Annotated in this window: 26 protein-coding genes; 18 read left to right on the top strand and 8 right to left on the bottom strand. The window is 72.7% G+C overall.

The window, feature by feature from the left end; all coding sequences use genetic code 11:
• Window positions 1–5: 5 nt before the first annotated feature.
• Window positions 6–701, bottom strand: coding sequence for an MBL fold metallo-hydrolase (locus tag ACGFIS_RS31350; RefSeq protein WP_392912932.1), 696 nt, complete (start codon window positions 699–701; stop codon window positions 6–8).
• A gap of 211 nt (window positions 702–912) precedes the next feature.
• Here ACGFIS_RS31350 and ACGFIS_RS31355 point away from each other — a divergent pair, with 211 nt between their 5' ends.
• On the top strand, window positions 913–1,695 hold the full coding sequence (locus ACGFIS_RS31355; protein WP_392912931.1) for a peptidylprolyl isomerase: 783 nt from the start codon (window positions 913–915) through the stop codon (window positions 1,693–1,695).
• Window positions 1,696–1,768: 73 nt separating this feature from the next.
• Window positions 1,769–3,004 carry a DUF349 domain-containing protein gene (locus tag ACGFIS_RS31360; RefSeq protein ID WP_392912930.1) on the top strand — a complete coding sequence of 412 codons (1,236 nt, stop codon included), beginning with the start codon at window positions 1,769–1,771 and terminating at the stop codon, window positions 3,002–3,004.
• Window positions 3,005–3,055: 51 nt separating this feature from the next.
• Here the strand turns inward: ACGFIS_RS31360 and ACGFIS_RS31365 are convergent, their stop codons facing one another.
• The 4 genes from ACGFIS_RS31365 to ACGFIS_RS31380 all read right to left on the bottom strand — a co-directional run bounded on the left by ACGFIS_RS31365 (window position 3,056) and on the right by ACGFIS_RS31380 (window position 5,442).
• Window positions 3,056–3,616, bottom strand: coding sequence for a TIGR03086 family metal-binding protein (locus ACGFIS_RS31365; RefSeq protein ID WP_392912929.1), 561 nt, complete (start codon window positions 3,614–3,616; stop codon window positions 3,056–3,058).
• Window positions 3,617–3,682: 66 nt separating this feature from the next.
• Window positions 3,683–4,294, bottom strand: a complete 612-nt coding sequence (locus tag ACGFIS_RS31370; RefSeq protein ID WP_392912928.1) for a DUF305 domain-containing protein — start codon at window positions 4,292–4,294, stop codon at window positions 3,683–3,685.
• Entirely contained in the window at window positions 4,291–4,905 is a 615-nt protein-coding gene (locus ACGFIS_RS31375; protein ID WP_392912927.1) for a DUF3105 domain-containing protein, read from the bottom strand. Before ACGFIS_RS31375 ends, ACGFIS_RS31370 begins: the two co-directional genes overlap by 4 nt.
• A gap of 99 nt (window positions 4,906–5,004) precedes the next feature.
• A complete protein-coding gene (locus tag ACGFIS_RS31380; protein WP_392912926.1) occupies window positions 5,005–5,442 on the bottom strand; it encodes a hypothetical protein in 438 nt (145 codons plus the stop codon).
• A gap of 273 nt (window positions 5,443–5,715) precedes the next feature.
• Here ACGFIS_RS31380 and ACGFIS_RS31385 point away from each other — a divergent pair, with 273 nt between their 5' ends.
• From ACGFIS_RS31385 to ACGFIS_RS31415, 7 genes are all read left to right on the top strand, one after another.
• On the top strand, window positions 5,716–6,978 hold the full coding sequence (locus tag ACGFIS_RS31385) for a replication-associated recombination protein A (RefSeq protein WP_392973407.1): 1,263 nt from the start codon (window positions 5,716–5,718) through the stop codon (window positions 6,976–6,978).
• 106 nt (window positions 6,979–7,084) lie between these two features.
• Window positions 7,085–7,501 (top strand): DUF948 domain-containing protein, encoded by a 417-nt coding sequence (locus ACGFIS_RS31390; protein WP_392973396.1) that lies wholly within the window; start codon window positions 7,085–7,087, stop codon window positions 7,499–7,501.
• Window positions 7,498–7,863, top strand: a complete 366-nt coding sequence (locus ACGFIS_RS31395) for a hypothetical protein (RefSeq protein WP_392973397.1) — start codon at window positions 7,498–7,500, stop codon at window positions 7,861–7,863. The genes ACGFIS_RS31390 and ACGFIS_RS31395 overlap by 4 nt, the downstream gene beginning before the upstream one ends.
• A 1-nt stretch (window position 7,864) precedes the next feature.
• Entirely contained in the window at window positions 7,865–10,534 is a 2,670-nt protein-coding gene (gene alaS, locus ACGFIS_RS31400) for an alanine--tRNA ligase (RefSeq protein ID WP_392973399.1), read from the top strand.
• 37 nt (window positions 10,535–10,571) lie between these two features.
• Entirely contained in the window at window positions 10,572–11,030 is a 459-nt protein-coding gene (ruvX, locus tag ACGFIS_RS31405) for a Holliday junction resolvase RuvX (RefSeq protein ID WP_392912922.1), read from the top strand.
• The gene (gene mltG, locus ACGFIS_RS31410) at window positions 11,027–12,187 is read left to right on the top strand and encodes an endolytic transglycosylase MltG (RefSeq protein ID WP_392912921.1); all 1,161 of its coding nucleotides are present in this window, start codon (window positions 11,027–11,029) and stop codon (window positions 12,185–12,187) included. Before ruvX ends, mltG begins: the two co-directional genes overlap by 4 nt.
• Window positions 12,188–12,245: 58 nt before the next feature.
• The gene (locus ACGFIS_RS31415) at window positions 12,246–13,094 is read left to right on the top strand and encodes a shikimate dehydrogenase (RefSeq protein WP_392912920.1); all 849 of its coding nucleotides are present in this window, start codon (window positions 12,246–12,248) and stop codon (window positions 13,092–13,094) included.
• Window positions 13,095–13,107: 13 nt separating this feature from the next.
• Here the strand turns inward: ACGFIS_RS31415 and ACGFIS_RS31420 are convergent, their stop codons facing one another.
• Window positions 13,108–14,499 (bottom strand): prenyltransferase/squalene oxidase repeat-containing protein, encoded by a 1,392-nt coding sequence (locus ACGFIS_RS31420; protein WP_392912918.1) that lies wholly within the window; start codon window positions 14,497–14,499, stop codon window positions 13,108–13,110.
• Between the two features lie 143 nt (window positions 14,500–14,642).
• Between ACGFIS_RS31420 and ACGFIS_RS31425 the strand changes: the two genes are divergently transcribed.
• Window positions 14,643–15,359, top strand: coding sequence for an HIT family protein (locus tag ACGFIS_RS31425; protein ID WP_392912917.1), 717 nt, complete (start codon window positions 14,643–14,645; stop codon window positions 15,357–15,359).
• Here ACGFIS_RS31425 and ACGFIS_RS31430 read toward each other — a convergent pair.
• Window positions 15,335–16,273 carry a PfkB family carbohydrate kinase gene (locus ACGFIS_RS31430; RefSeq protein ID WP_392912916.1) on the bottom strand — a complete coding sequence of 313 codons (939 nt, stop codon included), beginning with the start codon at window positions 16,271–16,273 and terminating at the stop codon, window positions 15,335–15,337. The genes ACGFIS_RS31425 and ACGFIS_RS31430 overlap by 25 nt on opposite strands.
• A 13-nt stretch (window positions 16,274–16,286) precedes the next feature.
• Window positions 16,287–16,784 (bottom strand): NUDIX domain-containing protein, encoded by a 498-nt coding sequence (locus ACGFIS_RS31435; protein ID WP_392912915.1) that lies wholly within the window; start codon window positions 16,782–16,784, stop codon window positions 16,287–16,289.
• A gap of 594 nt (window positions 16,785–17,378) precedes the next feature.
• Here ACGFIS_RS31435 and infC point away from each other — a divergent pair.
• The 8 genes from infC (at window position 17,379) to pheT (ending at window position 25,411) form a co-directional block, all read left to right on the top strand.
• Window positions 17,379–17,909: a translation initiation factor IF-3 gene (infC, locus tag ACGFIS_RS31440; protein ID WP_392973409.1), complete on the top strand. Its 531-nt coding sequence runs from the start codon at window positions 17,379–17,381 to the stop codon at window positions 17,907–17,909.
• A gap of 192 nt (window positions 17,910–18,101) precedes the next feature.
• The gene (gene rpmI, locus ACGFIS_RS31445; RefSeq protein ID WP_358462586.1) at window positions 18,102–18,296 is read left to right on the top strand and encodes a 50S ribosomal protein L35; all 195 of its coding nucleotides are present in this window, start codon (window positions 18,102–18,104) and stop codon (window positions 18,294–18,296) included.
• A 70-nt stretch (window positions 18,297–18,366) separates the two neighbouring features.
• Complete coding sequence (gene rplT / locus ACGFIS_RS31450) at window positions 18,367–18,744, top strand: 50S ribosomal protein L20 (RefSeq protein WP_358462584.1); 378 nt, start codon at window positions 18,367–18,369, stop codon at window positions 18,742–18,744.
• 34 nt (window positions 18,745–18,778) lie between these two features.
• Window positions 18,779–19,594 carry a TrmH family RNA methyltransferase gene (locus tag ACGFIS_RS31455; RefSeq protein WP_392973401.1) on the top strand — a complete coding sequence of 272 codons (816 nt, stop codon included), beginning with the start codon at window positions 18,779–18,781 and terminating at the stop codon, window positions 19,592–19,594.
• A gap of 278 nt (window positions 19,595–19,872) precedes the next feature.
• Window positions 19,873–20,385, top strand: a complete 513-nt coding sequence (locus ACGFIS_RS31460) for an STAS domain-containing protein (RefSeq protein ID WP_392912913.1) — start codon at window positions 19,873–19,875, stop codon at window positions 20,383–20,385.
• 189 nt (window positions 20,386–20,574) lie between these two features.
• Window positions 20,575–21,663, top strand: a complete 1,089-nt coding sequence (locus ACGFIS_RS31465) for an ATP-binding protein (RefSeq protein WP_392912912.1) — start codon at window positions 20,575–20,577, stop codon at window positions 21,661–21,663.
• Between the two features lie 155 nt (window positions 21,664–21,818).
• A complete protein-coding gene (gene pheS, locus ACGFIS_RS31470) occupies window positions 21,819–22,928 on the top strand; it encodes a phenylalanine--tRNA ligase subunit alpha (protein ID WP_392912911.1) in 1,110 nt (369 codons plus the stop codon).
• Window positions 22,928–25,411: a phenylalanine--tRNA ligase subunit beta gene (gene pheT / locus ACGFIS_RS31475; RefSeq protein WP_392912910.1), complete on the top strand. Its 2,484-nt coding sequence runs from the start codon at window positions 22,928–22,930 to the stop codon at window positions 25,409–25,411. The genes pheS and pheT overlap by 1 nt, the downstream gene beginning before the upstream one ends.
• Window positions 25,412–25,548: the final 137 nt, after the last annotated feature.

Genomic DNA, 25,548 nt, shown 5'->3' on the forward strand with positions numbered 1-25,548 from the left:
TTGGCTCAGAATCCCTTGCTGGGGCCGTCCGCCGGCGTCAACTCCGAAAGGAACGGGTTGGTGGCGCGCTCGCGGCCGATTGTGGTCTGCGTCCCGTGGCCGGGCAGGACGGCCGTCTCGTCGGGCATGGCGAGGCACACCCTGGACAGGCTCGCGAGGATCTCCTCGTACGATCCGCCCGGCAGGTCGGTGCGTCCGATGGACCCGGCGAACAGCAGGTCACCGGTGAACATCACGTCCGGGAGCTGCTGCGTCTTCGGCGTCCGGAACGTCACCGACCCCGGTGTATGGCCCGGCGCGTGGTCGACGGTGAAGCTCAGCCCGGCCAGCTCCAGTGCCGCCCCGTCGGCCAGTTCCCGCACGTCGTCCGGCTCCGACAGCTCCAGCCCCCCGAACAGCTGCTGACCGGCGCCCAGCGACAGTCCCTTGGCCGGATCGGTGAGCAGATCGCGATCGTCCGGATGGATGTAGGCGGGCACGTCCCTGGCGCCGCAGACGGGGGCCACCGACCAGACATGATCGATATGGCCGTGCGTCAGAAGCACCGCGACCGGCTTCAGCCGGTGCTCGCGCAGGATCTCCTCGATCCCGGCCTCGGCGTCCTGGCCGGGGTCGATGATGACGCATTCCTCACCCGCGGAGGGCGCCACGACATAGCAGTTCGCGGCGAAGGATCCAGCGGGGAACCCGGCGACGAGCACGGTCGTCCTTCCTTAGAACCAACTCGGGTGGGCTTACCCGAGGGTACCGGCGCGGCCGCGGCCACCGCGAACGAGATGGCGCGGTCGCCGTGTCGTCGCGCAGGGCATGCGGCGCACCGGTAAGCGCACCCTGAAAGCGGAGACGCGTTCACTCTCCTGGACCGCTACTATGCGCTGCACGTTCACCTGATCACACCGGAGGAGCAGCCACGTGGCGGGGAAGGACCGCAAGAAGCAGCTCGCGCGGCAACGCTACGAGCGCCAGCAGCAGCGGCGGGCCCAGGAGGCGGCGAAGACGCGCCGCCTCAAGATCATGGGCTCGGCCGCCGCGGTGGCCGCCATCGTCGTGGGCGGCGCCGCGATCGTCGCGTTCACCGGCAAGGACGACGAGCCCGAGGCGGGCGCGAAGGCGTCCGCGACGCCCCAGGCCAAGCCGGGGGAGTGCGCCTACAAGCCGGCGTCGGTGCCGGGGGCCCCCAAGGACCTCGGGACACCGCCCGTCAAGCCGGTCCGCACGGGCACGGTGAAGGCGACCGTCGAGACCGACCACGGCGACGTCGTGTTCGAGCTGGACGGGCAGAAGGCGCCCTGCACCGTCAACTCCTTCGCGTTCCTGGCCGAGAAGAACTACTACGACAAGACCGAGTGCCACCGGCTGACCAGCGGCGGGCTCAACGTCCTGCAGTGCGGCGACCCCACGGGCAAGGGGACCGGCGGTCCCGGCTACCAGTTCGCCAACGAGAACACGGAGGGCGCCAAGTACACCGCGGGCACGCTCGCCATGGCGCACAGCAGTCAGCCCGACTCCAACGGCAGCCAGTTCTTCATCGTGTACGAGGACTCGGAGCTCCGGCCCGACTACACCGTGTTCGGAAAGATCACCAAGGGGCTGGACGTCGTGCAGAAGATCGCCAAGGGGGGGTCGGACCCCAAGGGTGACGGCGCACCCAAGAAGAAGGTCACGATCCAGGACGTCTCGATCGCCGGGAAATAGGCGAACGGGATACTAAGGTGTGGAGGGTCCGGTGGCTTTGAGCACATTCGGACCCGCGATTCAGGAGGCAAGGGTGTCCAGCGCGACCGATCCCTGGGGCCGGGTGGACGAGGACGGCACCGTGTATGTCACGACGTCCGAGGGCGAGCGGGTCGTCGGATCCTGGCAGGCCGGCGCACCCGAAGAGGCCCTGGCCTACTTCAAGCGCAAGTACGACGCGCTCGTCACCGAGATCGGCCTGCTCGAACAGCGGGTCCGCACCACCGACCTGCAGCCCGCACAGGCCCAGCAGAGCATCGACAGGCTCCGCGAAGCCGTCGCCGAGGCGCACGCCGTCGGCGACCTCGACGCCCTCGGGCGGCGCCTGGACTCCCTCACCGAACGGGTCGGGCAGCGCCGCGAGGAGGTCAAGGCGCAGCGCGAGCAGCACCGCCACGAGGCCCGCGAGATCAAGGAGCGGATCGTCGCCGAGGCCGAGCGGATCGCCGTCGAGGAGACCCACTGGAAGAACGGCGGCGAACGCCTGCGCCAGCTCGTCGAGGAGTGGAAGGCCGCCGACCGCATCGACCGGCCCACCGAGACCGCCCTGTGGAAGCGGCTGTCGTCCGCCCGCAACGCCTTCACCAAGCGCCGCAAGGTCTACTTCGCCACCCTGGACGACCAGCGCGAGGAGTCCCGCAGGGAGAAGGAGCGCCTCGTCGCCGAGGCCGAGGCGATGTCCGGCTCCACCGACTGGGGTGAGACGGCCGCCGCCTACCGCGACCTGATGCGCCGCTGGAAGACGGCCGGCCGCGCCTCCCGGGACGCCGAGGAAGACCTCTGGTCCCGCTTCAAAGGAGCCCAGGACAACTTCTTCCAGGCCCGCAGCGCCGCGTTCGCCGAACGCGACGCCGAGTTCCGCGGCAACGCCGAGGAGAAGGAGAAGATCCTCGGCGAGGCCGAGCGGCTCCTGCCCGTCAGGGACATCCGGCAGGCCAGGCAGGCACTGCGCGGCATCCAGGAACGCTGGGAGGCCGCCGGCATGGTCCCCCGCGACCAGCGCGACCGCCTCGAAGGCCGGCTCCGCAAGATCGAGGAGACCGTCCGCGCCGCCGAGGAGAACGAGTGGCGCCGCACCAACCCCGAGGCCCGCGCCCGCGCCGAAGCCACCGTCACCCAGCTGCGCACCTCCATCGAGCAGCTGGAGAAACGCCTCGCCAAGGCCCGCGACAACGGCCGCGAAAAAGAGATCAAGGAAACCGAGGAAGCCCTCACCGCCCGCCGCGCCTGGCTCGAAGAAGCCGAACGCACCCTCGCCGAATTCTCTTAGTTTCCCAGGGGGCGTCCCCCTGGAACCCCCGTTGAGCACGGCGGGCCGGGGCTAACAACGGCCTAGGAAGGCGAGCATCCGGGTCTGCTCGTCGGCGCCTTTGGGGGCCGGGAGGGGCGGGGCCAGGTGTCCCGCGGCGCGCAGTGGGGCCGCGACGACCTGGGCGGTCGCGAACGCGTGGTGGACGAGGTCAGGGTCCAGGCGGGACGGCTGGCCCGTCGACCTGGCCAGATCCCAGGCGTGCACCAGCGGCTCCAGGATGTAGCCCTCCAGATAGTCGGCCAGCGGCAGTTCGCCCAGGCCGCCGAACGGGATGGGGCGGCCCAGCGCGTCCGGGGTCAGGGAGGCGGCGCACTCCTTGCGGGCCGTCCGCCAGCTCATGAGGACGTCGCCCGGGACGAACCGGGCGGGGGTGCGGCCGATGTCGGGCTCGGGCTCACCGCCGGCCAGCGCCTGGATCAGGTACTGGCCGCCGGTCACGTGGCCGGCGACGTCCCGTGCGGTCCACCCCTCGCAGGGCGACGGCATGTCCCAGCCGTCCCCGGGGACACCGGCCACCAGGCCCTCGAACAGATCGAGGGCCCGGTGGTAGCCGCTGAGGTTCTGAGCCATGGTGGCCAGTGACGCGCGATCCGACCGCCCTGTCAAGCGCTATCGCGAAGGTCGCCTCCCGACCCGTCAGGCGTTCCGGCTCCGCAGCATCGAGGTCATCTGGGCGACCTCCGCCCGCTGGCCGTCCACCATCGTCCGGGCCAGCCGGCGGACGCGGTCGTGGCCGGTGAGGGTGAGCACCGCCTCCGCCATGTCGACGCCGCCGCGATGGTGGGCGATCATCAGGCGCAGGTACAGGACCTCGGCGGCGCGGCCCGACGCGTCCTCCAGGTCGGCGAGCTGCTCGCGCGTCGCCATTCCCCGCATCGTGGACGCGGCGCCACCGTGGTCCGCGTGCCCCGACATCCAGCGCATGGGACCGCCCGGGTCGGCCTTGGGCAGTCCCCATTCGTCCAGCCAGGCGGTCATCATTCCGATCTGCGCCGACTGGGTGTTGATGATGTCGTACGCCAGGAGGCGGACATCGCGGTCGCCGGTCCGGTCCCGGACGATGAACGACATCCGCACCGCCTGGGCATGGTGGGTGCTCATGTCGCGGGCGAACCCGGCCTCGGGGCCGTCCGTGGCCGGTTCGCCCGAGCGGTACACGGCCAGCGCCACCAGAGCCACGCCGGTCAGGAGGACGAGGACGGCGAGGACGACGGCCGGCCGGCGTCCCCGGGGCGTCTCACCGCTCACGGTGCGTCCTTCGCGCCGGCGCAGGCCGCGCCGGGTTCCGGCGTCTGCGGGCCCTTCACGAAGGCGCGCAGGAACGCGTCCACGCGCGGGTCGGACGCGTCCTGGACCTTGACCTGCCTGCCCCAGGCGGTGAGCACGATCGGGGCGTCCAGGGACGGGTACGGGCTCATGAGCGTGTAGTCGGTGCCGGTTACCTTGGCCTTGAGCGCGTCGAGCTGGCCGGCGGCGAGCCCGGGACGGTAGGTGATCCAGACGGCGCCGTGCTCCAGGGAGTGCACGGCGTTCTCGTTGCGGAGCGGTGAGTCGTAGACGCGGCCGTCGCAGTTCTGCCAGGCGCCGTCATGCTCGCCGCCCATCGGCGGGTCGGTCTCGTAGTCGACCGCGCCGGTGACGTGGTCGCGGCTGAGGTCGTCCTTCGTCACCAGGCCGGCGATGGACGAGGAGTCGGCGGACGACCTGGACTGCATGAACGCGTACCCGACGGCGATGAACGCCACGAGGCCGATCACGCTGAAGAAGGCGATGGTGCCCCAGGGCACCTCCGGCCGGGTGAGTGCGTTCTTGCGGGCGTTGCCGTTACGTGCGGCCTTGTTGCGGGCGCTCTTGGACACGTGCGGGTCCTCTCGGGGCGGTGCGGCATGGCTGTGCGGACATGAGGGCGCGCCGCGTCGTGTCGACATGGCGGCGCCCCTGGCCTTGCGGCCCGCCTTCTACAGCCGGAGCACCTGGAGAGAGCGCCTGAACGTGGGGGTGGACGCGCCTCGGGAGGGCGGGGCGAGCGCCCAGCCGACGCGGGCGGGAAGGCGGAAGACCGGACGTCCGAGACCGGTGGCCAGGGCGAGAAGGACGAGGGTGAACAGCACCGCCAGGCACAGGCCCGCGTTCATCGGCGTCAGCGGGGGCTTCTGCTTCAGGGGGGCGGCCGACGCAGGTTCGGCGGAGCCGTGAACGTCCTGGAGAGGCGAAGAGCCCTGGAGAGACGCGACCCCGGTGATGGAGGACGCGACGCCGGCGGGCACGCTGACGGCGTGCTCGGTGCACACGCGCGGCACGGGCGCATGTCCGAGCCCGTAGCTGAAGATGAGCCCGCCCACGACGAAGAGGATCGCGAGCAGCCCTGCCTGCCCGTGCCGCCGACGCGGGGTCATACCGGACACCGTCACGCTCCTGAATGTTCCTTCCGGGCTGTTCCAACGCCACAGCCGTGTCCCGGGTTCCCGTGCCGCGGGAGGGCCGGGGATGTCCGCCCCGGCGGATAGTGTCGGAGCGTGACCAGCAGGGCGGAATCGGGCGAGCCGGAGGGCCTTTTCGACGCGCCGGTGGAGGCGGGCGCCGGCTCGCCTCGGGGCGGGGTGCTCCCGGACCGGGCGCCCCCGGCCGTGTCCGGCACCGGAGGGGCGGGGCAGCCCCTCGCCGTGCGGATGCGTCCCCGGGCGCTGGCCGAGGTCGTCGGGCAGGGCCATCTGCTTGGACCGGGCACCCCGATCCGGCAGCTCGTCGAACGGGACGTGCCGATGTCACTGGTCCTGTGGGGGCCGCCGGGCACCGGCAAGACCACCCTCGCCACGGTCGTCAGCCAGGTCACGTCCAGGCGGTTCGTGGAGATCTCCGCGGTGAGCGACGGCGTCAAGCGCGTCCGCGCGGAGATCGACCTGGCCAGGCGCGAGCTCGGCATGACGGGACGGCAGACCGTCATGTTCGTCGACGAGGTCCACCGGTTCAACAAGGCACAGCAGGACGCGCTCCTGCCGGCGGTGGAGAACCGCTGGGTCTCCTTCATCGGCGCCACCACCGAGAATCCGTTCTTCTCCGTCATCAGCCCGCTGCTGTCGCGCTCGCTGCTGCTCACCCTGGAGCCGCTCGGCGAGGACGACCTGCGCGAGGTGATCCACCGGGCGCTCACCGAGGAGCGCGGCCTGAACGGCGCGGCCGGTCTCGACCCCGCCGCCGAGGATCATCTCATCCGGCTGGCCGGCGGCGACGCCCGGCGTGCCCTCACCTACCTGGAGGCCGCCGCCCTGGTGGTCGAGGACGGCGCCGTGATCGACACCGGCGTCCTGGAGAAGGCCGTCGACCGGGCCGCCGTCCGCTACGACCGCGAGGGCGACCAGCACTACGACGTCATCAGCGCGTTCATCAAGAGCATCCGCGGCAGCGACGTCGACGCGGCGCTGCACTACCTCGCCCGCATGATCGAGGCCGGGGAGGACCCGCGGTTCATCGCCCGGCGGCTGATCGTCCACGCCAGCGAGGACGTCGGCATGGCGGACCCGACCGCGCTGCAGACGGCGGTCGCCGCCGCGCAGGCGGTGGAGTTCGTCGGCCTGCCCGAGGCCCGCATCAACCTCGCCCAGGCGGTGATCCACCTGTCCCTCGCCCCCAAGTCCAACGCGGTGATCACGGCGGTGGACGGGGCGCTCGGCGACGTGCGCAAGGGCCTCGTCGGTCCCGTCCCCGGCCATCTGCGCGACGCGCACTACAAGGGCGCGGCGAAGATCGGGCACGGCGAGGGCTACAAGTACGCGCACGACCATCCCGGCGGGGTGGTCAGGCAGCAGTACGCCCCTGACACGGTGCACGGACGGGAGTACTATCGCCCGACCAGGCACGGCGCCGAATCCCGGTTCACCGAGGTCCTCGCGCGGATCCGCTCGGTCCTGCGCGGCTCGGGGGACCGGCACTGACCGGTCCTCCCCGGCCGGTGCTCCCGGCATGCGGGCCGGTTGACCGGTAAGGTCTTTCACGCCATGCCCGGCCCCCGAGCCGAACTCACGCGAACGGAAAGCCCTGATGCTCACTGGTGGACAGTTGGCAGGTCTCATCGTGGCGGTGTTCTGGGCGGTGCTCGTCTCGTTCATCGCGCTCACCCTGCTGAAGCTCTCCCGACTCCTCGGCGAGGCAAGCAAGGTCGTCCACGACATCGGCGACCAGGCGGGCCCGCTGATGGACGACATGACCCGGACGGTGAAGCACGCCAACGAGCAGCTCGGCCGCACCGACGTCATCACCAAGCAGGTCGCCGGAGTCACCCAGAACGTCTCGGCCGTCACCACCGTCATGACCTCGGTGGTGGGCGGCCCGCTGGTGAAGGCCGCCGCGTTCTCCTACGGGGTCCGCAAGGCCCTCGGAAGCCGGGACGGCGACGGGCGGCCCGAGTCCGGCCGGCCGCAGCTGCAGGCCCGATCCCCGGGTAAGGGACGCAGATGAGGCGGCTGTTCTGGGTCTCGGTCGGCGCCGGCGCCGGCGTGTACGTCTCGCACCGCGTCAAGCGCCGCGTCGAGCGGATCGCGCGCGCCTGGTCCCCCGAGGGGGTCGCGGCGCGGGCCGTGTCGACCGGGCAGGGCGCGGGCGAGCGATTGAGGCATTTCGCCTCGGACGTACGTACCGAGATGCGTGCCCGTGAAGTCGAGTTGCGCGAGGCCGTCCGCATGGACCAGGCTCCGCCGGACGCCGAGGTCCCCCGGCCCCGCCGGGTGCTCAAGGCGCGCTACACGATCATCGAGAACGACAGCACCGACAACGACAGCACCGACAACGACAGCACCGATCACGACAAGGATGGCCACTGATATGGAGTCGGCAGAGGTCGCACGCCGCTTCCTCAGATTCTTCGAGGAGCGCGGGCACCTGGTGGTGCCCTCGGCCAGCCTGATCGCCGAGGACCCGACCCTGCTGCTGGTCAACGCCGGCATGGTCCCGTTCAAGCCGTACTTCCTCGGCCAGCGCACCCCGCCGTCCCAGCGCATGACCAGCGCGCAGAAGTGCGTGCGGACGCCGGACATCGAAGAGGTCGGCAAGACCACCCGGCACGCCACGTTCTTCCAGATGCTGGGCAACTTCTCCATCGGGGACTACTTCAAGGAGCAGGCGATCCCGTTCGCCTGGGAGCTCCTGACCCGGTCGCGGGACGAGGGCGGCTTCGGGTTCCCGGAGGAGAAGCTGTGGGTCACCGTCTACCACGACGACGATGAGGCCCGCGACCTCTGGCACGACAAGGTCGGCGTCCCCGAGGAGCGCATCCAGCGCCGCGGGCTGGCCGACAACTACTGGCACATGGGCGTGCCCGGCCCCGGCGGGCCCTGCTCGGAGATCTACTACGACCGCGGCCCCGAGTACGGCCGTGAGGGCGGCCCGGTCGTCGACGAGGACCGGTACCTGGAGGTCTGGAACCTCGTCTTCATGCAGTCGCAGCTGAGCGAGGTCCGCTCCAAGGTCGACTTCGACATCCAGGGCGATCTGCCGGCCAAGAACATCGACACCGGCATGGGCCTGGAGCGCATGGCGGCGGTCCTGCAGGGCGTCGACAACATCTACGAGACCGACACCCTGCGGCGGGTCCTGGACCGCGCCGCCGGGCTGACCGGCGCCGAGTACGGCCGCGACCACCGCTCCGACGTGTCGCTGCGCGTCATCGCCGACCACGTCCGCAGCGGGACGATGATGGTCGCGGACGGCATCCGCCCCGGCAACGAGGGCCGCGGCTACGTGCTGCGCCGCATCCTGCGCCGCTCCATCCGCAACCTGCGGCTGCTCGGCGGCCAGGACGCGGGCCTCATGCACGAGCTGACCGCCGTCGCGATCGAGGCGATGGGCGAGCAGTACCCCGAGCTGGTGCGCACCGCCGCGAACATCCACACGGTCATCGACGCCGAGGAGGACTCCTTCCTCCAGACGCTGCGCACCGGCACCGCCATCTTCGACACCGCCGTCGAGGACGCCAGGCGGTCCGGCGGTGCGACGCTCGCCGGCGAGCAGGCGTTCAAGCTGCACGACACCTACGGCTTCCCGATCGACCTCACCCTGGAGATGGCGTCCGAGCAGGGCCTCCAGGTGGACGAGGAGGGCTTCCGGCGGCTCATGCGCGAGCAGCGCGACCGCGCCAAGAAGGACGCCCGCGACAAGCGGACCGGCAACCTGGACGTCTCCGTCCTGGACGAGCTGCTCACCGGCGCCGGCGGGCAGGTCGACTTCATCGGCTACGGTCACCTGCTCGGCGACGCCCGCCTGGTGGGCCTGCTGGTCGGCGGCGCGAGCGCGCCGGCGGCCGGGGAGGGCACCGAGGTCGAGGTCGTCCTCGACCGCACCCCCTTCTACGCCGAGGGCGGCGGGCAGCTCGCCGACCACGGCCTGATCCGGCTCGGCAACGGCGCCGTCATCGAGGTGACCGACGTGCAGGCGCCCCTGCCGGGCCTCATCGTGCACCGCGGGCGGGTCCGCAGCGGCGAGGCGCAGGCCGGCGACTCCGCGCACGCCGAGGTCGATGTGGAGCGGCGCAGGGCGATCTCCCGCTCGCACACCGCGACCCACATGGTCCACGCCGGGTTCCGCCGCGCGCTCGGCGAGTCCGCCGCGCAGGCCGGGTCGGAGAACTCGCCCGGCCGGTTCCGGTTCGACTTCACCGCGTCCGGCGCCGTCCCCGTGAGCGTGCTGCGCGACGTCGAGGACGAGGTCAACGAGGTGCTGGTCGGCGATCTGGACGTCCGCGCCTTCCACACCTCGATCGACGAGGCCCGCGCGATGGGCGCGCTCGCCCTGTTCGGCGAGAAGTACGGCGACGAGGTCCGGGTCGTGGAGGTCGGCGACTACTCCCGCGAGCTGTGCGGCGGCACCCACGTCGCCCGGTCCGGGCAGCTCGGGCTGATCAAGGTGCTGGGCGAGTCGTCGATCGGCGCCGGCGTCCGGCGCGTCGAGGCCCTCGTCGGCATCGACGCGTTCCGTTTCCTGGCCCGCGAGAGCGTCCTGGTGGCGCAGCTCGCCGAGCAGATGAAGGCGCGCAGGGAGGAACTGCCCGAGCGCGTCTCCGGCGTCGTCACCCGGCTCCGCGACGCCGAGAAGGAGCTCGACAAGCTCCGTTCCCAGCAGGTCCTCGCCATCGCGGGGTCGCTCGCCGACGGCGCCAGGGACCTCGGCGGCATCGCGTTCGCCGGCTACCGCGCCCCCGACGGCACAGGCGCCGACGACCTGCGCAAACTCGCCGTCGACATCCGCGGACGGCTCATCGCCCGGCCCGCCGTCGTCATGGTCACCGGCGTGCCGAAGGACCGTCCGGTGGTGGTCGTCGCCGTCACCGAGGGCGCCCGCGAGCGCGGCCTCAAGGCGGGCGGGCTCGTCGGCCTCGCCGCCAAGGCCCTCGGCGGGGGAGGCGGCGGCAAGGACGACCTCGCCCAGGGCGGCGGTGCGGACCCGGCCGCCATCGGCGACGCGCTGGACGCGGTCGAACGAGCCGTAGGGGCCGCGTGAGCCCGGCGTTTCGGGGTAAGCGACCGGAGCCGATGCGATGAGGCAGGGCGTCCGGTTGGGAGTCGACGTGGGGAGCGTGCGGGTCGGGGTCGCGCGGTGCGATCCGGGTGGTGTGCTCGCTTCTCCCCTGGAGACCGTGAAGAGCGGCAAGGGGGACATCGACCGGCTTGTGGAGCTCGTCGCCGAACATGAGGCGATCGAGGTGGTCGTGGGGCTGCCGACGTCGCTGTCGGGCCGCGAGGGTCCGGCGGCGGCGTCCGCGCGCAGGTTCGCGGACCGGCTCGCGGGCCGTCTCCCCCCGGGAACGGTCCGGCTGCACGACGAGAGGCTCACCACGGTCACCGCCGAGAGCGGCCTGCGGGCCGGCGGCGTGCACGGTCGGGCCCGGCGCAAAGTCGTCGATCAGGCAGCCGCGGCGGTCCTGCTCCAGGCGGTCCTTGACGCGGAACGGTTGACTGGCGGCCCCCCGGGAGAGATCGTCCGGGGGAACTCATGAACGATGTCGACCTTTTCTCAGATCCGTACGGCGACGGGCGTCCGCCGCCGTACGAGCGGTCCGGAAGGGACCGGCGGCGCGCCCGCAAGCGGCAGAAGCAGCGCAGGCGCAACGGCCGGGCCGCGGCGCTGTTCGCGATGGCGTTCCTGGTGGCGGTGTTCGGCACCGGCGGGGTGCTGGGGTACGCGTGGCTGGACAACCGGCAGAACCCGCCGGACTACGACGGCGCCGGCTCCGGGAATGTCACGGTCCAGATCAAGGACGGCGCCACCGGGTTGAAGATCGGGGCGACGCTGGAGGAGCACGAGGTCGTCAAGAGCTCCCGCGCGTTCGTCAAGGTGTACACCAAGGAGACCCGCGCCTCCAGCATCCAGCCGGGCTTCTACCAGATGCGGCTGAAAATGTCGTCCGCGGCGGCGATGGCGCTGCTGCTGGACCCGAAGTCGCGGGCCGGAAACCAGATCACGGTTCCGGAGGGGCGGCGCGCCACCGAGGTCTTCGAGCAGCTGTCGAAGAAGACCGGGATATCGGTGAAGGAGTTCCAGGCGGCCGCGAAGAAGCCGGAGGGGCTCGGGCTGCCGCCGTACGCGAAGGGCAAGGTGGAGGGCTACCTGTACCCGGGCCGCTACGACCTCGACCCGAACGGCTCGGCGGCGCAGATCCTCAAGCAGATGGTGACCCGCTTCAACGAGGAGGCGGAGAGCAGCGGCCTGGTCGGCCAGGCGAAGGACGCCGGGCTGAACCCGGGGACCGTCATCACGCTGGCCAGCCTGATCCAGGCGGAGGGCGCCAGGCCCAGCGACCTGCCGAAGGTGTCCCGGGTGATCTACAACCGGATCGACAAGGACATGAGGCTGCAGTTCGACAGCACGGTCGTGTACGCGCTCGGCAAGCGGACGCTCACGGTGACCAACAAGGACCTCGAGTACGACTCCCCTTACAACACCTACAAGTACAAAGGCCTGCCGCCGGGCCCGATCGGAAACCCGGGGGGCGCGGCGATCGAGGCGGCGCTGAAGCCGAAGGAGGGGACGTGGCTGTTCTTCGTCACGACCGACCCCACCCGCAAGATCACCGAGTTCGCCACGACCTATGAGCAGCAGCTGGAACTTGAGAAGAAGTTCCGGGCCTGGCAGCGGGCGAATCCGGGCAACTGACCCCGGGGGGATCGACCCGGACGTGACGGGGAGTTCTGATCGTGCAGAGGGAGTGTCAGTGGAGGAGACGGCCCGGCGTGCCGCGGTTCTGGGGTCGCCGATCGCCCATTCACTGTCGCCGGTGCTGCACCGGGCGGCGTACTCCGAGATGGGGCTGTACGGGTGGTCCTACGAGGCGGTCGAGTGCGGCGAGGGCGACCTGGCGGCGCTGCTGGACGGCCTCGGTCCCGGCTGGGCGGGCCTGTCGCTGACCATGCCGCTCAAGCGCGTCGCGCTCGACCTGGTGGACACGGTGTCGGACCTGGCCGTGAAGGTCGGCGGAGTCAACACGATCGTCCTGCGGGACGGGCGGCGCCACGGCGACAACACCGACGTGCACGGCATCGTCACGGCGTTGACCGAGGCGGGTGTGAAGACGTCCGGGCCGGGCGGCGGGACGTCCGCGCTGGTGCTGGGCGGCGGCGCGACCGCCGCGTCCGCGCTGGCCGCGCTCGCCGGGCTCGGCATGGACGAGGCGGTGCTCGCGGTGCGGAACCCCGGACGCGCCGCCGGTGCCGCCGAAGTGGGTGAGCGGTTCGGGCTCGCGGTCCGGGTCGTGACGCTCGACTCGGCGGCCGCGCACCTGCCGGCCGCCGAACTGGTGGTGTCGACGCTGCCGGGGCGGGCCGCGGACGCGTTCGCCGGGCCGGTCGCCGCCTCGGGCGCCGCCCTGTTCGACGTGGTGTACGCGCCGTGGCCCACGGCACTCGCGGCGGCGGTCGGGCGGGCCGGCGGGACGGTCGTCGGCGGGTTCGGGATGCTGCTGCACCAGGCCGTCCGGCAGGTGACGCTGATGACCGGCCGTGACGACGTGCCGGTGGAGGCGATGCGGGCGGCGGGGGAGGCGGAGCTGGCCCGCCGCGCCTGACCGACCCGCCGGTTCACGATGCGGCCGGGGGCGGTCCCCGCGGTGTGCGACGCCGCTTCACCGACTCGTCGATGCTGGTGAGGATGACGGGCAGGATCACGCTCAGCCAGAAGTCCTTCCAGCCCCACGCGCCGAGGGCGACGCCGAAGGCGCTGCCGGCGCACACCAGGCCGAGCAGCAGCGCCGCCCAGTGCCGCCGCGCGAGCGCCACCGGGTCGATGAGCCGGCGGTGCGGCAGCAGCGCCGTGAGCGGACGCTCCCGCGCGTGGGCGCGTTGCACGACGGTCGCGTCCGGCAGCCAGTGCAGCACGTCGGCGTTCCCGGCGAGGGGGATCCGGGTGAGCGCGATCAGCGTCTCCAGCCGCCACCACAGCGTCCACAGCGACGTGCGCCCGCTGCCCGGGTAGCCGTTCCAGCGGGGGCCGGCCACCTCGCCGCGGACCAGCGTCCGGAACGTGCGGGCGATGGCCGGGCCGTGCGGGCCGCGCGGGTCCCGCAGCAGGGCGGTGAGCGCGATCGGCAGGCCGTAGTGCCAGAGAGCCAGCCGCCACACCGGCTTGGACCCGGCCCCGTGCGGCGAGACGTCGTAGGTCTCGATCCACGTGTGGTCGTCGTCGGGGTCGAGGTTCTCCAGCAGCCAGTCGTAGGCGTCCAGCAGCCGCTCGGTCGCCAGGTCCGGCCGCGCCTCGGCCAGCGTCACCAGCGCGAACGCGGTGTGGGTGACGGTGGGCCGGGACGCCTGCGTCGGTCCCCAGCCGGGGCGGCGCGCCGTCCGGTCCGCGGTCAGCCACTCCACGCCCCGGTCGACCGCCGGGTCGTAGGGGTTGAGCTGGCTGAGGGCGCGCAGCGCCAGGCACGTCAGCCACACCCGCGACCGGCAGCCGTGCAGCGACCCCCAGCCGCCGTCGGGGTTCTGGTTCTGTACCAGCCACCGGTAGGCGCGTTTGAGGTCGGGCGCGTCGTCGCGCAGGTCGCAGCGGGCGCGGGCGAGAAACCGCGCGATCCAGCCGGTCGCCTCCACCACCGGCATGCCGAGGCTCGTCTTGGTGGCCCAGCCGCCGTCCCGCAGGGCGTCGCCGGACGTGGTCTGCCGGGCGGCGAGGAAGGCGAGGCCGTCGTCGAAGTACTCGAACGGGTGGCCCGCCTCCACGAACGCCAGCAGCCCGAGGGCCGTCGCGGTCGTGCCCGGCTCGGGACGCGTCAGCTCGTGGTACCAGCCGCCGCCGGCGCCGAGCGCGGGCGCGTAGGTGTCGCGCAGGACGTCCAGTGACTCGTTCAGCCGGGTCTGCAGCACCGCCATGTCGATGACGGGGACGTCGGCGGGCGGGAACGGGCCCAGGAATCTTGCACCGCGTGGGCGGTCGGCGCGGGGGGCGGGTGCGGGGAGTGGAGGTGTCTGATTCACGATGTCGCCTTCTGCTCCCTTTGTTCCCGTCAGGCCATGCTTTGTACCCCGTGGGTTCCATGTCTGTGTCCGTGGCCGTACAGATCACCGGTACCGGGCACCGGGCATTGTGGAGGGAAGGCGTCCAGGATGCTGGAGGAGGCTTGGCCGAGCCGACGGTGGGGGACGAGCCCGGTCATGAGTGCGTGCTGTGCCCGCCTCTGCGGTTCCGGTTCAACGGCATGGCCGGACTCCCCGGGGAGTCGGGAGTCGTCGCGCGCGACGGCGACTTCCTCCTGATGCCGGACGTGGCGCCGCTCACCGAGGGGCACGTCCTGCTGGTGACGCTCGAACACCACCGGTGCGCCGGGGCGTTCGGCCGGGACATGTGGGAACGCGCCTTGTCGTGGCGTGATCGCGTCGCCCGCCTCTACGGCGCGGTGTACGGAAGCGACGAGCTGCTGCTGTTCGAGCACGGCCCGGCCAGACCCCAGAGCGGGGGTGCGTGCATCGACCACGCGCACTGGCATCTGCTGCCCGGAACGCACGGCGTCCGGACGGTGGTGGAAGCGCAGGGCCATCCCGGAGCGCCCGCCGACCACGCCGCCCTGCGGGCGTACCTCCGCACCGGGCGCTCCTACCTCCTGATAGAGGAGGACGGCATCGCGACCGTCCACCCTGGTGACGGCGTCCCGAGCCAGTTCCTGCGCTGGGCCGTCACCGCCGCCGGGCGCGACGAGACGTGGCGCTGGCAGGAGACGTTCGGGCTGCCGGGCAGCAGACGCCGGTTCCTCCGCACCCTTCAGGCCCTGCGCGCGGCCATGGCGGCCTTGGGGGAAGGAGTCCCGGAGGACGGTCACGGGCCCGACAGCCACCAGTAGAGCTCGGCCGCGGCCAGCCGGTCACCGAACCCCGCCCGCTCCACACCGTCCCCGTAGCCGGTCGCGTACTCCAGGAGCAGCCCTTCCCGCTGGTACGCCAGCACCCGCTCAAGCGACGTGGCGCCGAAACGCAGCAGCCACAGCGGGCGGCCCGGCACTGCGCGGTCCAGAACCGGCAGCAGGTCCCGCACCGCGCGGCCGCCGGCCGGCGCCGGACGGCCGAGCAGCCGCGCCAGCGTGGGGGCCTCGGAGATGACGAGATCCGACAGCGCCAGCATCGGCAGCACGGCCTCCGCCGGGAGCCGCGCGTCGATGTCGTGCGGGACGAGGTCGAACGCGACCCGCGTCCCCGCGGCGCGGGCCGTCCGGGCCGCCGCGCGCAGCGCCGCCCGCGACACCGGCGACAGCAGCGAGTACCCGTCGGTGACCAGCACGTCCGCGGCCTCGATCCCGGCCGCCGCGGCGCGGACCTCCCGCTCGGCGAGGCGGCGGCCCGGCGGATCGTCCCGGACGACCAGGAGCCGGGCGCCCGGCCCGCCGCCGCACGGCCGGTCACGCAGCATCACCGCGACGCCGTTCGCCGTGCCGGGTTCGACGCGCAGGTGGTCGTCCACGCCGATCCGCCGCAGCTCCCCGCGGATCACCGGCGTGAAGTCGTCGTCGCCGACCTTGCCCAGCACACCGACCCGGCGGAAGTAGCGCGCCGCGCACCGGGCCAGGTTGACGGCCGTCCCCGCGACCATGGCCCTCGCCGGGGCGTAGGAGAGACGGTCCGCGTCCAGGTCCGTGAAGCGGACGTCCGGGAGCGATGCGCGGACCTCGATGCCCACGTCCCCGATGACGAGGAGTTCGAAGCGGCGCTCGCCGGCACCCTCCAGCCCCGGCCACTGCGCCGGCGATCGGGACGGCGTCATGTCGCGGCGGCGCTCAGCGGGGCGGAAGCAGGAAGGCCCGCATCACCGGACGCAGGCTCGGGATGAGGTCGTAGCGCCGGATCTCATCGAGTGGCACCCAGGCGCAACCGTCCAGGTGGTCGCTCGTGTCCTGGTTCTCCAGGCTGGTGTCCACGGTCACCGGCCGGCAGCGGCGCGCCGCCGCCACGACGCGTATCTGCCCGCCGTGGCCAGGGGCCGCACGGTCGGGCATGAACCACTGCCACAGATGGAACGGCGGCCCTGGATCGATCTTGAGGCCGACCTCCTCCCAGACCTCCCGGCGGATGTGGTCGTCCAGGTCGAGGTCGTCGGCCACCTCGAGGCGCCCGCCGGGCACCTCCCAGCGGCCCGGGTGGAACGGGTCGGAGGCGGACTTGCGGACCAGCAGCAGGCGTCCGCCGGAGACGATGAACGCCTTCTGGGCGAACTCCAGCCTGATCGGTGACAAGGCGGTGAGGGGGCCGGCCGTGCCGGCTTCGACCGAGGGCATCGCGGGAACTACCTCCCTGTGCCGGCCCCACCGGGCCGTCTCAGCTCCACCGTAACAAGCCGGGACCGCCGCGCCGAGAGGCCCGCCGGGTCAGAAGACCCTCACCTTCCCTGCCGGGCCGCACCCGCCACTGCAGCCTCCCGCGGCCTCACGGCACGACTCTCCCCGGGCCGGGGAATGGGTGGACGCCCCGGACCGTTGACACAGTCGTAGTGACACAGTGGCGTACCTCACGCAGGTTCACTCGATCTCCCGGCGTGCGGGTTCTGCGCATGGCGCACCGGGCCCTCGCAGGTGGTAGTCTGGGTGGCCGACCGGCCCTGTGCGCGCGATCACGACGGTGGTGCGCACCGGGCGCTCAAGCGGAGGCCACCTCCCACCTGACCGGCCGATGAGGCCGGTGGGTTCTCGGTCCGGCGAACGGGCGCGCGGCGCTCGTCTCGCCGTCGTCCCCGGCGGCCCGGCCGTCAGGGAGACCGAAGGTGGCCCCGTACGTGAGTCGTGCGGGGCTTTTCTTGTGGAAGCCTCGGGGTACGACCGGTCCAACGAACTTGAGAACGGCCCCAAGGAGGTCCCATCAGCGCCGAACCGCGTATCAACGACCGCATTCGCGTGCCCGAGGTCCGGCTCGTCGGCCCGAACGGCGAACAGGTGGGCATAGTGCCCATCGCCAAGGCCCTTGAACTCGCGCGTGAGTCGGATCTCGACCTCGTCGAGGTGGCGCCCACCGCGCGTCCGCCCGTCGCCAAGCTCATGGACTACGGCAAGTTCAAGTACGAGTCCGCGATGAAGGCGCGTGAAGCGCGGAAGAACCAGGCGCACACGGTCATCAAGGAGATCAAGCTCCGCCCGAAGATCGACCCGCACGACTACGAGACCAAGAAGGGTCACGTGGTGCGGTTCCTGAAGGCCGGGGACAAGGTGAAGGTCACGATCATGTTCCGTGGCCGTGAGCAGTCCCGTCCCGAGCTCGGTTACCGGCTGCTGCAGCGGCTCGCAGACGACGTCGAGGAGCTCGGCTTCGTCGAGTCCCGGCCCAAGCAGGACGGCCGGAACATGATCATGGTGATCGGTCCGCACAAGAAGAAGACGGCCCGCGGGCAGGAGGCGGAGACCACCGCCTGACGGCCGTTCCGGGACGGCCGCGCGGCGGTCCCGACTCCGCGGCCTCGCGGCTGAGCGAGGTCGCGGTGCACGTACATTTAGCCTGGCCTGGCGCGTCCATGGACACGTCCGCGGAACTCCGTGTGATGCGCCGATCAGGCGCGCCCCCGTGCGGTCCGCGCGGGGGCCGGAAAAAAGGAGACGACGGCGACCATGCCGAAGACCAAGACACACAGTGGTGCCAAGAAGCGCTTCAAGCTGACCGGCTCCGGCAAGGTGATGCGCCGCCGCGCCAACAAGAACCACCTGCTCGAGCACAAGGCGTCCAAGCGGACCCGGCGGCTCTCCGGCCCGGCCGTGGTGGCCGACGCCGACGCCAAGAACATCAAGAAGCTGCTGCGCAAGTAGCGCTCGACCTGCAATATCAGCGACCGGCCGAGGTCGGCATGGCCTCGGCCCCCACGAAGGAGTTCATCACGTGGCACGCGTGAAGCGGGCGGTCAACGCCGCCAAGAAGCGTCGGGTCGTCCTGGAGCGGTCGAGCGGCTACCGCGGTCAGCGTTCGCGCCTGTACCGCAAGGCCAAGGAGCAGCAGCTCCACTCGATGACCTACGCGTTCCGGGACCGCAAGGACCGCAAGGGGCAGTTCCGCCGGCTGTGGATCCAGCGGATCAACGCCGCCGCCCGCGCCAACGGCATCACCTACAACCGGTTCATCCAGGGCCTGAAGGCCGCGGAGATCGAGGTCGACCGGCGCATGCTCGCCGAGCTGGCCGTCAACGACGCCCCCGCGTTCGCCGCCCTGGTCCAGGTCGCCAAGGACGCGCTCCCGGCCGAGGGCTCGGAGGCCGCCTGAGCCGGGTCCCCGGCGAACAGGCGATCACAGCGATATGGCGGGCCGCGAGCTGACCTCCCTCCGATCACCACGGGTGAAGGCCGCTCGCCGGCTCGCCAAACGCGCGTTCCGCCGCCGTGAGAACCGGTTCCTCGCGGAGGGGCCGCAGGCGGTGCGGGAGGCGCTGGAGATCCCCGGCGGACTCGCCGAGCTGTTCACCACGGCCGAGGCCGAGGCCCGCCATCCCGAACTGGTGCTGGCCGCCGAGCGCGCCGGCGCGCCGGTGCTGCGCGTCAGCGGCGAGATCATGGCCGAACTCGCCCAGACCGTCACCCCCCAGGGGCTGCTGGCGGTCTGCGAGTTCGTCGACGTCCCGCTGGGAAAGGCGCTGGAGGCAGGCCCGCGGCTGGTGACCGTCCTCGCGCACGTCCGCGACCCCGGCAACGCGGGGACCGTTCTGCGCACCGCCGACGCCGCCGGCTCGGAGGCGGTCGTGTTCACCGACGCGTCCGTCGACCCCTACAACGGCAAGTGCGTGCGCGCCTCGGCGGGCAGCCTGTTCCACCTGCCGGTCGTCGTCGGCCCGCGGTTCGGCCCGCTGATCGCCGAGCTGAAGGAGACGGGGCTCACCGTCCTCGCCGCCGACGGCACGGGCGGCCGCACCCTCGACGAGGCCATCGACGAGGGTCTGCTCGCGCGGCCCACCGCCTGGGTGTTCGGCAACGAGGCGTGGGGGCTTCCGGACGAGATCCTCGAGCACGTCGACGAGGTCGTGCGGGTGCCCATCTACGGGCGCGCCGAGAGCCTGAACCTGGCGACGGCCGCGGCCGTATGCCTGTACGCCTCGGCCCGCGCCCAGCGCAGGACATGACCGACCGCACGTGAGGACGGTCGTGGCGGTTCAATGCGATCCGTGATCGGATGGCCGCAATCGGTCGCCCCGGGCGACGTTGTCCGGCCGGTGAACTGGGAGGATGGTACGCGCGCGGACGGGAGGCAGGGGGCCTGCCGCCGCGCCGGGGGCTCGTCCGCAGGTAGGACGCGATACAGGTCCGGCGAGGGATTCGCCCCGTCCGGCCCCGCGCCTACGGTGTTGATCAGTGCGTTGACCAGGGGCGGCGACGATGCCGTGCAGAGGGGGCGAACGTGATGACCGAGGAGATCGGGCCTGCCAGGAGGGCGGGCCGCCGCGTGCCGGAGGTGCGGTGCCGGACGGCCGCTCCGGCGGCCGGATCCCGCGCGCCCGCCGCGGCCCCCCGGTTCGCCGGGGTCCCGGTCCCCGGAGCCGGCGGACCGGTCGACGGACTGGAGGTCGCGGTCGCCCGGGTGCGCGGCGACACGGCGGTCGTCGCCCTGACCGGCGAGATCGACCTGCGCACGGCCGACGGCCTGAGGGCGCGGCTCGTCGAGCTGCACGCCGCGGGGCCGCGCCGGCTGCTGGTCGACTTCACCGCCGTCCCGTTCTGCGACGCGGCCGGGCTCGGCGCGCTGGTCGCCGCGCACAACCAGATCTCGGCGTCGGGCGGTGAGATCGTGCTCGCCGGCGTCCGCCCCGCCCAGTCGCGGCTGCTGCGCATCACCGGGCTGCACCGCCTGTTCCAGACCCACGCGGACGTGCGCCGTGCGCTCGCCGCGCTCGATGAGCCCACCACGTCCAGATGAGGCCGCCGAGTCGCTGGTGAGACCTCGTTCCGGGCGCCCCGGAACGCCGCCCGGAGGCCACACATGCCTTGCCGCCGGGGGGTTCGCGGGTCCCCTTGGGTGCCCGACTGCGGCTAGAGTCTCTTCTCGACAGGCCGCGTTCTCTTCGGTGTTGTGGAGGCCGCTGTGGGCGGAGAGGAACCCCCTCGCGTGGCCGCATGCGCGCCCTCGGGGGGGCCCGGGCCGGGCCCCGGGGAGATTTCGGCGGACGACCTGCCCGACGGGATGCTGGTCGCCGACCACGCCGCCCGGGTGGTGGTGTTCAACACCGCCGCGACGCGGATGACGGGGATCGCCGCCGCGTCCGCCCTGGGCCGCGACTTCCGCGACGTCCTCCCGCTGCACGACGCGGAGGGCCGTGACTGGTGGAAGTGCCTGGCCCCCTACGACGGCCTGCGCACCCGCACCCGCCACCCCGAGCGGGTGCTGTTCCTGCCCGGAGGCTCGGAGGTGCTGGTGACGGCCTCGTACCGGCGGGACGCCGAGGGCCGGGTGGAGCGGTTCACGGTCTGCCTGCGCGACGCCCTGCACCGTGCCCGCCAGGAACGCGACCGCGCCGACCTCGTGTCCACCGTCGCCCACGAACTGCGCTCCCCGCTGACGAGCGTCAAGGGCTTCACGGCGACGCTCCTGGCCAAATGGCACCGCTTCAACGACGACCAGAAGCGCGTCATGCTGGAGACCGTCAACGCCGACGCCGACCGCGTCACCCGTCTGATCACCGAACTGCTGGACGTGTCCCGCATCGAGGCGGGCCGGCTGGAGATGCACCGCCAGGTCGTCGACCTGCCCGAGGAGGTCCGCAAGGTCATCGCGGGCCGGGTCGCGGCCGGCGAGGCGGAGGACCGGTTCCATTTCGAGGCCCGGGGCGAGCTGCCGGAGATGTGGCTCGACCCCGATAAGATGGACCAGATCCTGGGTAACCTCGTGGAGAACGCGGTGCGCCATGGGGCCGGAACCGTCACCATCGTGGTGGAGCCGGACGCGCACAAGGAGGGAGCGGCCGTGTCGGTGCGCGACGAGGGCGAGGGCATCCCGCCCGAGGCCGTCCAGCGCGTCTTCCGGCAGTTCTGGCGCGGCCCCGGCGGCAACCGCCGCGGCGGCACCGGCCTGGGGCTCTACATCGTCAAGGGCCTCGTCGAGGCGCACGGCGGCGTGATCACCGTGCGGAGGGCGCCCGGCGGCGGCGCCGAGTTCCGATTTACCGTGCCCGCAGGGGCCCCCGACTACGCCACCTGAGCGCGGCGCACGCCGCGCGGCACGGCCCACGACGCCGGGCGAGGCGTCGCGGGGTCCCGCAAGGGCCAGCGCGTCTTGCGCACGCTTTCCGGATCCTCACCGCCCGCGCACTAGACTGCGGGCGTCCCACGCCGACCGGAGTCGATCACACCACCATGTCTGCACCCAACAAGTCCTATGACCCTGTCGAGGTGTCCGCGTTGCAGCCCGAAGAGCTGGACCGCGTCCGCGACGAGGCCCTCGACGCCATCGCCGCCGCCGCCGACCTCGACGCGCTGAAGCAGGTCCGCCTGTCGCACGCCGGGGACCGTTCCCCGCTGGCCCTCGCCAACCGCGAGATCGGCGCGCTGCCGCCCGCCGCCCGCGCCGACGCCGGCAAGCGCATCGGCGCCGCCCGCGGCGCGGTGTCCACGGCGCTGAAGGAGCGCCAGGCCGAACTGGAGGAGGAGCGCGACCAGCGCGTCCTCGTCGAGGAGACCGTCGACGTCACGCTGCCGTGGGACCGTGCCCCCCGCGGCGCCCGGCATCCGCTGACCACCATGCAGGAGCGGATGGCCGACGTCTTCGTCTCGATGGGCTTCGAGATCGCCGAGGGCCCCGAGGTCGAGGCGGAGTGGTTCAACTTCGACGCGCTCAACTTCAAGCCCGACCACCCCGCCCGCACGATGCAGGACACGTTCTTCGTCGGGTCGGAGGAGACCGGGCTGGTGCTGCGGACGCACACCTCGCCGGTGCAGATCAGGGCGCTGCTGTCCCGTGACCTCCCGGTGTACGTGGTGGTGCCCGGGCGCACGTTCCGCACCGACGAGCTGGACGCCACCCACAGCCCCGTCTTCCACCAGCTCGAAGGTCTCGCCGTCGACGAGGGCCTGACCATGGCCGACCTGCGCGGCGGCATCGACGCCTTCGTCACCGGGATGTTCGGCGCGGGGCTGAAGACGCGGTTCCGGCCGTCGTACTTCCCGTTCACCGAGCCGTCGGCCGAGGTCGACATGCAGTGCTTCGTGTGCCGGGGCGCGTCCGCCGAGCCGGGCGCCGACGCGTGCCGCACCTGCAGCTCGGAAGGCTGGATCGAGCTGGGCGGGTGCGGCATGGTCAACCCGCGGGTGCTGGTGGCCTGCGACATCGACCCGGACCGCTACAGCGGCTGGGCGTTCGGGCTGGGCGTCGAGAGGACGCTGATGTTCCGGCACGGCGTGGAGGACATGTACGACATGGTGGAGGGCGACGTCCGGTTCACCCTCCCGTTCGGGACGGAGATCTGATGCGGGCCCCGCTTTCCTGGCTGCGCGAGTACGTCGAACTGCCGGCCGGCGTCGACGGCCGCGCGCTGGCCGCCGAGCTGATCGCGGCGGGCCTGGAGGTCGAGACCGTCGAGCGCGCCGGTGCCGACATCACCGGCCCGCTCGTCGTCGGCGAGGTCCTGGCGGTCGAGGAGCTGACCGGCTTCAAGAAGCCGATCCGCTACTGTCAGGTCGACGTCGGCGACGCCAACGGCACCGGCGACCCGCAGAACATCGTGTGCGGCGCCACCAACTTCGCGGCCGGCGACCGGGTCGCGGTCATCCTCCCGGGCGGCGTGCTGCCCGGCGGGTTCGAGATCGGCGCCCGCAAGACCTACGGCAAGGTCTCCGAGGGCATGATCTGCTCGGTCAGCGAACTCGGCATCGGCGACGACCACAGCGGCATCCTCGTCCTGCCGCCGGACGCGCCCGTCGGCGCCGACGCGATCGAGCTGCTCGGGCTGCGCGACGACGTCCTCGACATCGCCGTCACCCCCGACCGCGGGTACGCGCTGTCGATCCGCGGCATCGCCCGGGAGGCCGCCACCGCCTACGGTGTCCCGTTCAAGGACCCGGCCGGCGTGGAGCCGCCTCCCGAAACCGGTTCGGGCGGTGCGTACCCGGCGAGCATCGCCGACCCCACCGCCTGCGACCGGTTCGTGCTGCGGGAGGTGCGCGGCCTCGACCCGGACGCGCAGACCCCGATGTGGATGCGGGTCCGCCTGCACCGCGCCGGGATGCGCCCGGTGTCGCTGGCCGTGGACGTCACCAACTACCTGATGCTGGAGCTCGGTCAGCCGCTGCACGCCTTCGACCGGGGCGCGCTCACCGGCCCGATCGTGGTGCGGCGCGCCGCGCCCGGCGAGCAGCTGGAGACGCTCGACCACGTCAAGCGGACCCTGGACCCCGAGGACATCCTCATCACCGACGAGTCGGGGCCGATCTCGATGGCCGGCACGATGGGCGGGCTCGCCACCGAGATCGGCGAGCGGTCGTCCGACATGGTCATCGAGGCCGCGCACTTCGACGACATCGGCACCGCCCGGATGAGCCGCCGGCACCGGCTGCACAGCGAGGCGTCCTACCGGTTCGAGCGCGGCGTCGACCGCGAGCTGCCGCTGCATGCCTCCTACCGGGCGGCGCGGATGCTCGCCGAGCTCGGCGGCGCGGAGATGGTGCCCGGCGTCACCCACGCGGAGGCGCCGGTCGAGCCGGTCACCGTCACGATGGCCGCGGGCCACCCCGACCGGGTCGCGGGCGTGACCTACGGGCGGGACGCGGTGGTCCGGCGGCTGGAGCAGGTCGGCTGCACCGTCGAGGGGGACGAGACCCTGACGGTGACGCCGCCGTCCTGGCGCCCGGACCTCACCGACCCGAACGACCTCGCCGAAGAGGTCATCCGGCTGGAGGGGTACGAGGACATCCCGGCCCGGGCGCCGCGTCCGGTCGCGGGCAAGGGCCTGACCGCCCAGCAGCGGCTGCGCCGCCGGGTGGGACGCGCGCTCGCCGGCGCCGGCCACGTCGAGGCGCTGACGTTCCCGTTCGTCGCGGAGAAGGATTTGGACGGCCTCCAGCTCCCCGCCGGCGACGCCCGCCGCCGCATGCTGCGTCTCGCGAACCCGATGTCGGAGCAGGAGCCGCTGCTGCGCACCACGCTTCTGCCGGGCCTGCTGAAGGCGCTGGCGCTCAACGTGGGACGCGGCTTCGGCGACACCGCCCTGTACGAGCTGGGCGTGGTGTTCCGGCCGAACCCGGACGCGCCGGAGCGGGCGCCGCGCCTCCCCGTGGACCGCGGCCCGACGGCCGGTGAGCTGGCGGAGCTGGAGGCGGCGCTGCCCGACCAGCCGTACCGGGTGGGCGTCGTCATGTCCGGCGACCGCGAGCCCTCCGGCTGGTGGGGCGAGGGCCGTCCGGCGCTGTGGGCGGACGCGATCGAGGCGGCCCGCACCGTGGCCCGCGAGGTCGGCGTCGAGCTGACGGTCAAGGCGGACCGGCACGCGCCCTGGCACCCGGGCCGCTGCGCCGCGCTCTACGCCGGCGACATCCTCGTCGGGCACGCCGGTGAGCTGCACCCGCGGGTCACCAAGGCGTACGGGCTTCCCGCGCGGTCGTGCGCGATGGAGCTGGAGCTGCGCCGCCTGGGCGATCCCGCGGCCGTCCGCGCGCCGCACGTGTCGAGCTACCCGGTCGCCACCCAGGACGTCGCGCTGACCGTCGACTCCTCGGTCGCCGCCGCCGAGGTGGAGTCGGCGCTGCGCGACGGCGCCGGCGACCTGCTGGAGGCGATCCGGCTGTTCGACGTCTACACCGGTGAGCAGGTCGGCGAGGGCCGCAAGTCCCTGGCCTACTCCCTGCGGTTCCGCGCGTCGGACCGCACCCTCACCGCCGAGGAGGCGTCGCAGGCCCGCGCCGCCGCCGTGGCGGCCGCGTCCGACCGCACCGGCGCCGTCCTCCGAGGCGCCTGACATCCGCGGACGTGGCCCCGCCCCCCCCCGGGGGCGGGGGCCCGCCCGGGGCCCCCCCCCGGGGGGGGGGGGGGGGCCCCCGGCGGGCGGCGGCCCCCCCGCGCGGCCGGGGGGGCCCCGGGGGGGGGCCCCCCGGC

The sequence above is a fragment of the Spirillospora sp. NPDC048824 genome (assembly GCF_043198455.1).
Classification (GTDB): domain Bacteria; phylum Actinomycetota; class Actinomycetes; order Streptosporangiales; family Streptosporangiaceae; genus Spirillospora.

Excerpts from the sequence above, each read along its gene's own strand:
- ACGFIS_RS31365 (WP_392912929.1), bottom strand. The coding sequence starts at position 3,616 with ATGGCTCAGAACCTCAGCGGCTACCACCGGGCCCTCGATCTGTTCGAG.
- ACGFIS_RS31380 (WP_392912926.1), bottom strand. The coding sequence starts at position 5,442 with ATGACCCCGCGTCGGCGGCACGGGCAGGCAGGGCTGCTCGCGATCCTC.
- ACGFIS_RS31385 (WP_392973407.1), top strand. The coding sequence starts at position 5,716 with ATGCGTCCCCGGGCGCTGGCCGAGGTCGTCGGGCAGGGCCATCTGCTT.
- ACGFIS_RS31390 (WP_392973396.1), top strand. The coding sequence starts at position 7,085 with ATGCTCACTGGTGGACAGTTGGCAGGTCTCATCGTGGCGGTGTTCTGG.
- ACGFIS_RS31395 (WP_392973397.1), top strand. The coding sequence starts at position 7,498 with ATGAGGCGGCTGTTCTGGGTCTCGGTCGGCGCCGGCGCCGGCGTGTAC.
- alaS (WP_392973399.1), top strand. The coding sequence starts at position 7,865 with ATGGAGTCGGCAGAGGTCGCACGCCGCTTCCTCAGATTCTTCGAGGAG.
- ruvX (WP_392912922.1), top strand. The coding sequence starts at position 10,572 with ATGAGGCAGGGCGTCCGGTTGGGAGTCGACGTGGGGAGCGTGCGGGTC.
- mltG (WP_392912921.1), top strand. The coding sequence starts at position 11,027 with ATGAACGATGTCGACCTTTTCTCAGATCCGTACGGCGACGGGCGTCCG.
- ACGFIS_RS31430 (WP_392912916.1), bottom strand. The coding sequence starts at position 16,273 with ATGACGCCGTCCCGATCGCCGGCGCAGTGGCCGGGGCTGGAGGGTGCC.
- ACGFIS_RS31435 (WP_392912915.1), bottom strand. The coding sequence starts at position 16,784 with ATGCCCTCGGTCGAAGCCGGCACGGCCGGCCCCCTCACCGCCTTGTCA.
- rpmI (WP_358462586.1), top strand. The coding sequence starts at position 18,102 with ATGCCGAAGACCAAGACACACAGTGGTGCCAAGAAGCGCTTCAAGCTG.
- ACGFIS_RS31455 (WP_392973401.1), top strand. The coding sequence starts at position 18,779 with ATGGCGGGCCGCGAGCTGACCTCCCTCCGATCACCACGGGTGAAGGCC.
- ACGFIS_RS31460 (WP_392912913.1), top strand. The coding sequence starts at position 19,873 with ATGACCGAGGAGATCGGGCCTGCCAGGAGGGCGGGCCGCCGCGTGCCG.
- pheS (WP_392912911.1), top strand. The coding sequence starts at position 21,819 with ATGTCTGCACCCAACAAGTCCTATGACCCTGTCGAGGTGTCCGCGTTG.
- pheT (WP_392912910.1), top strand. The coding sequence starts at position 22,928 with ATGCGGGCCCCGCTTTCCTGGCTGCGCGAGTACGTCGAACTGCCGGCC.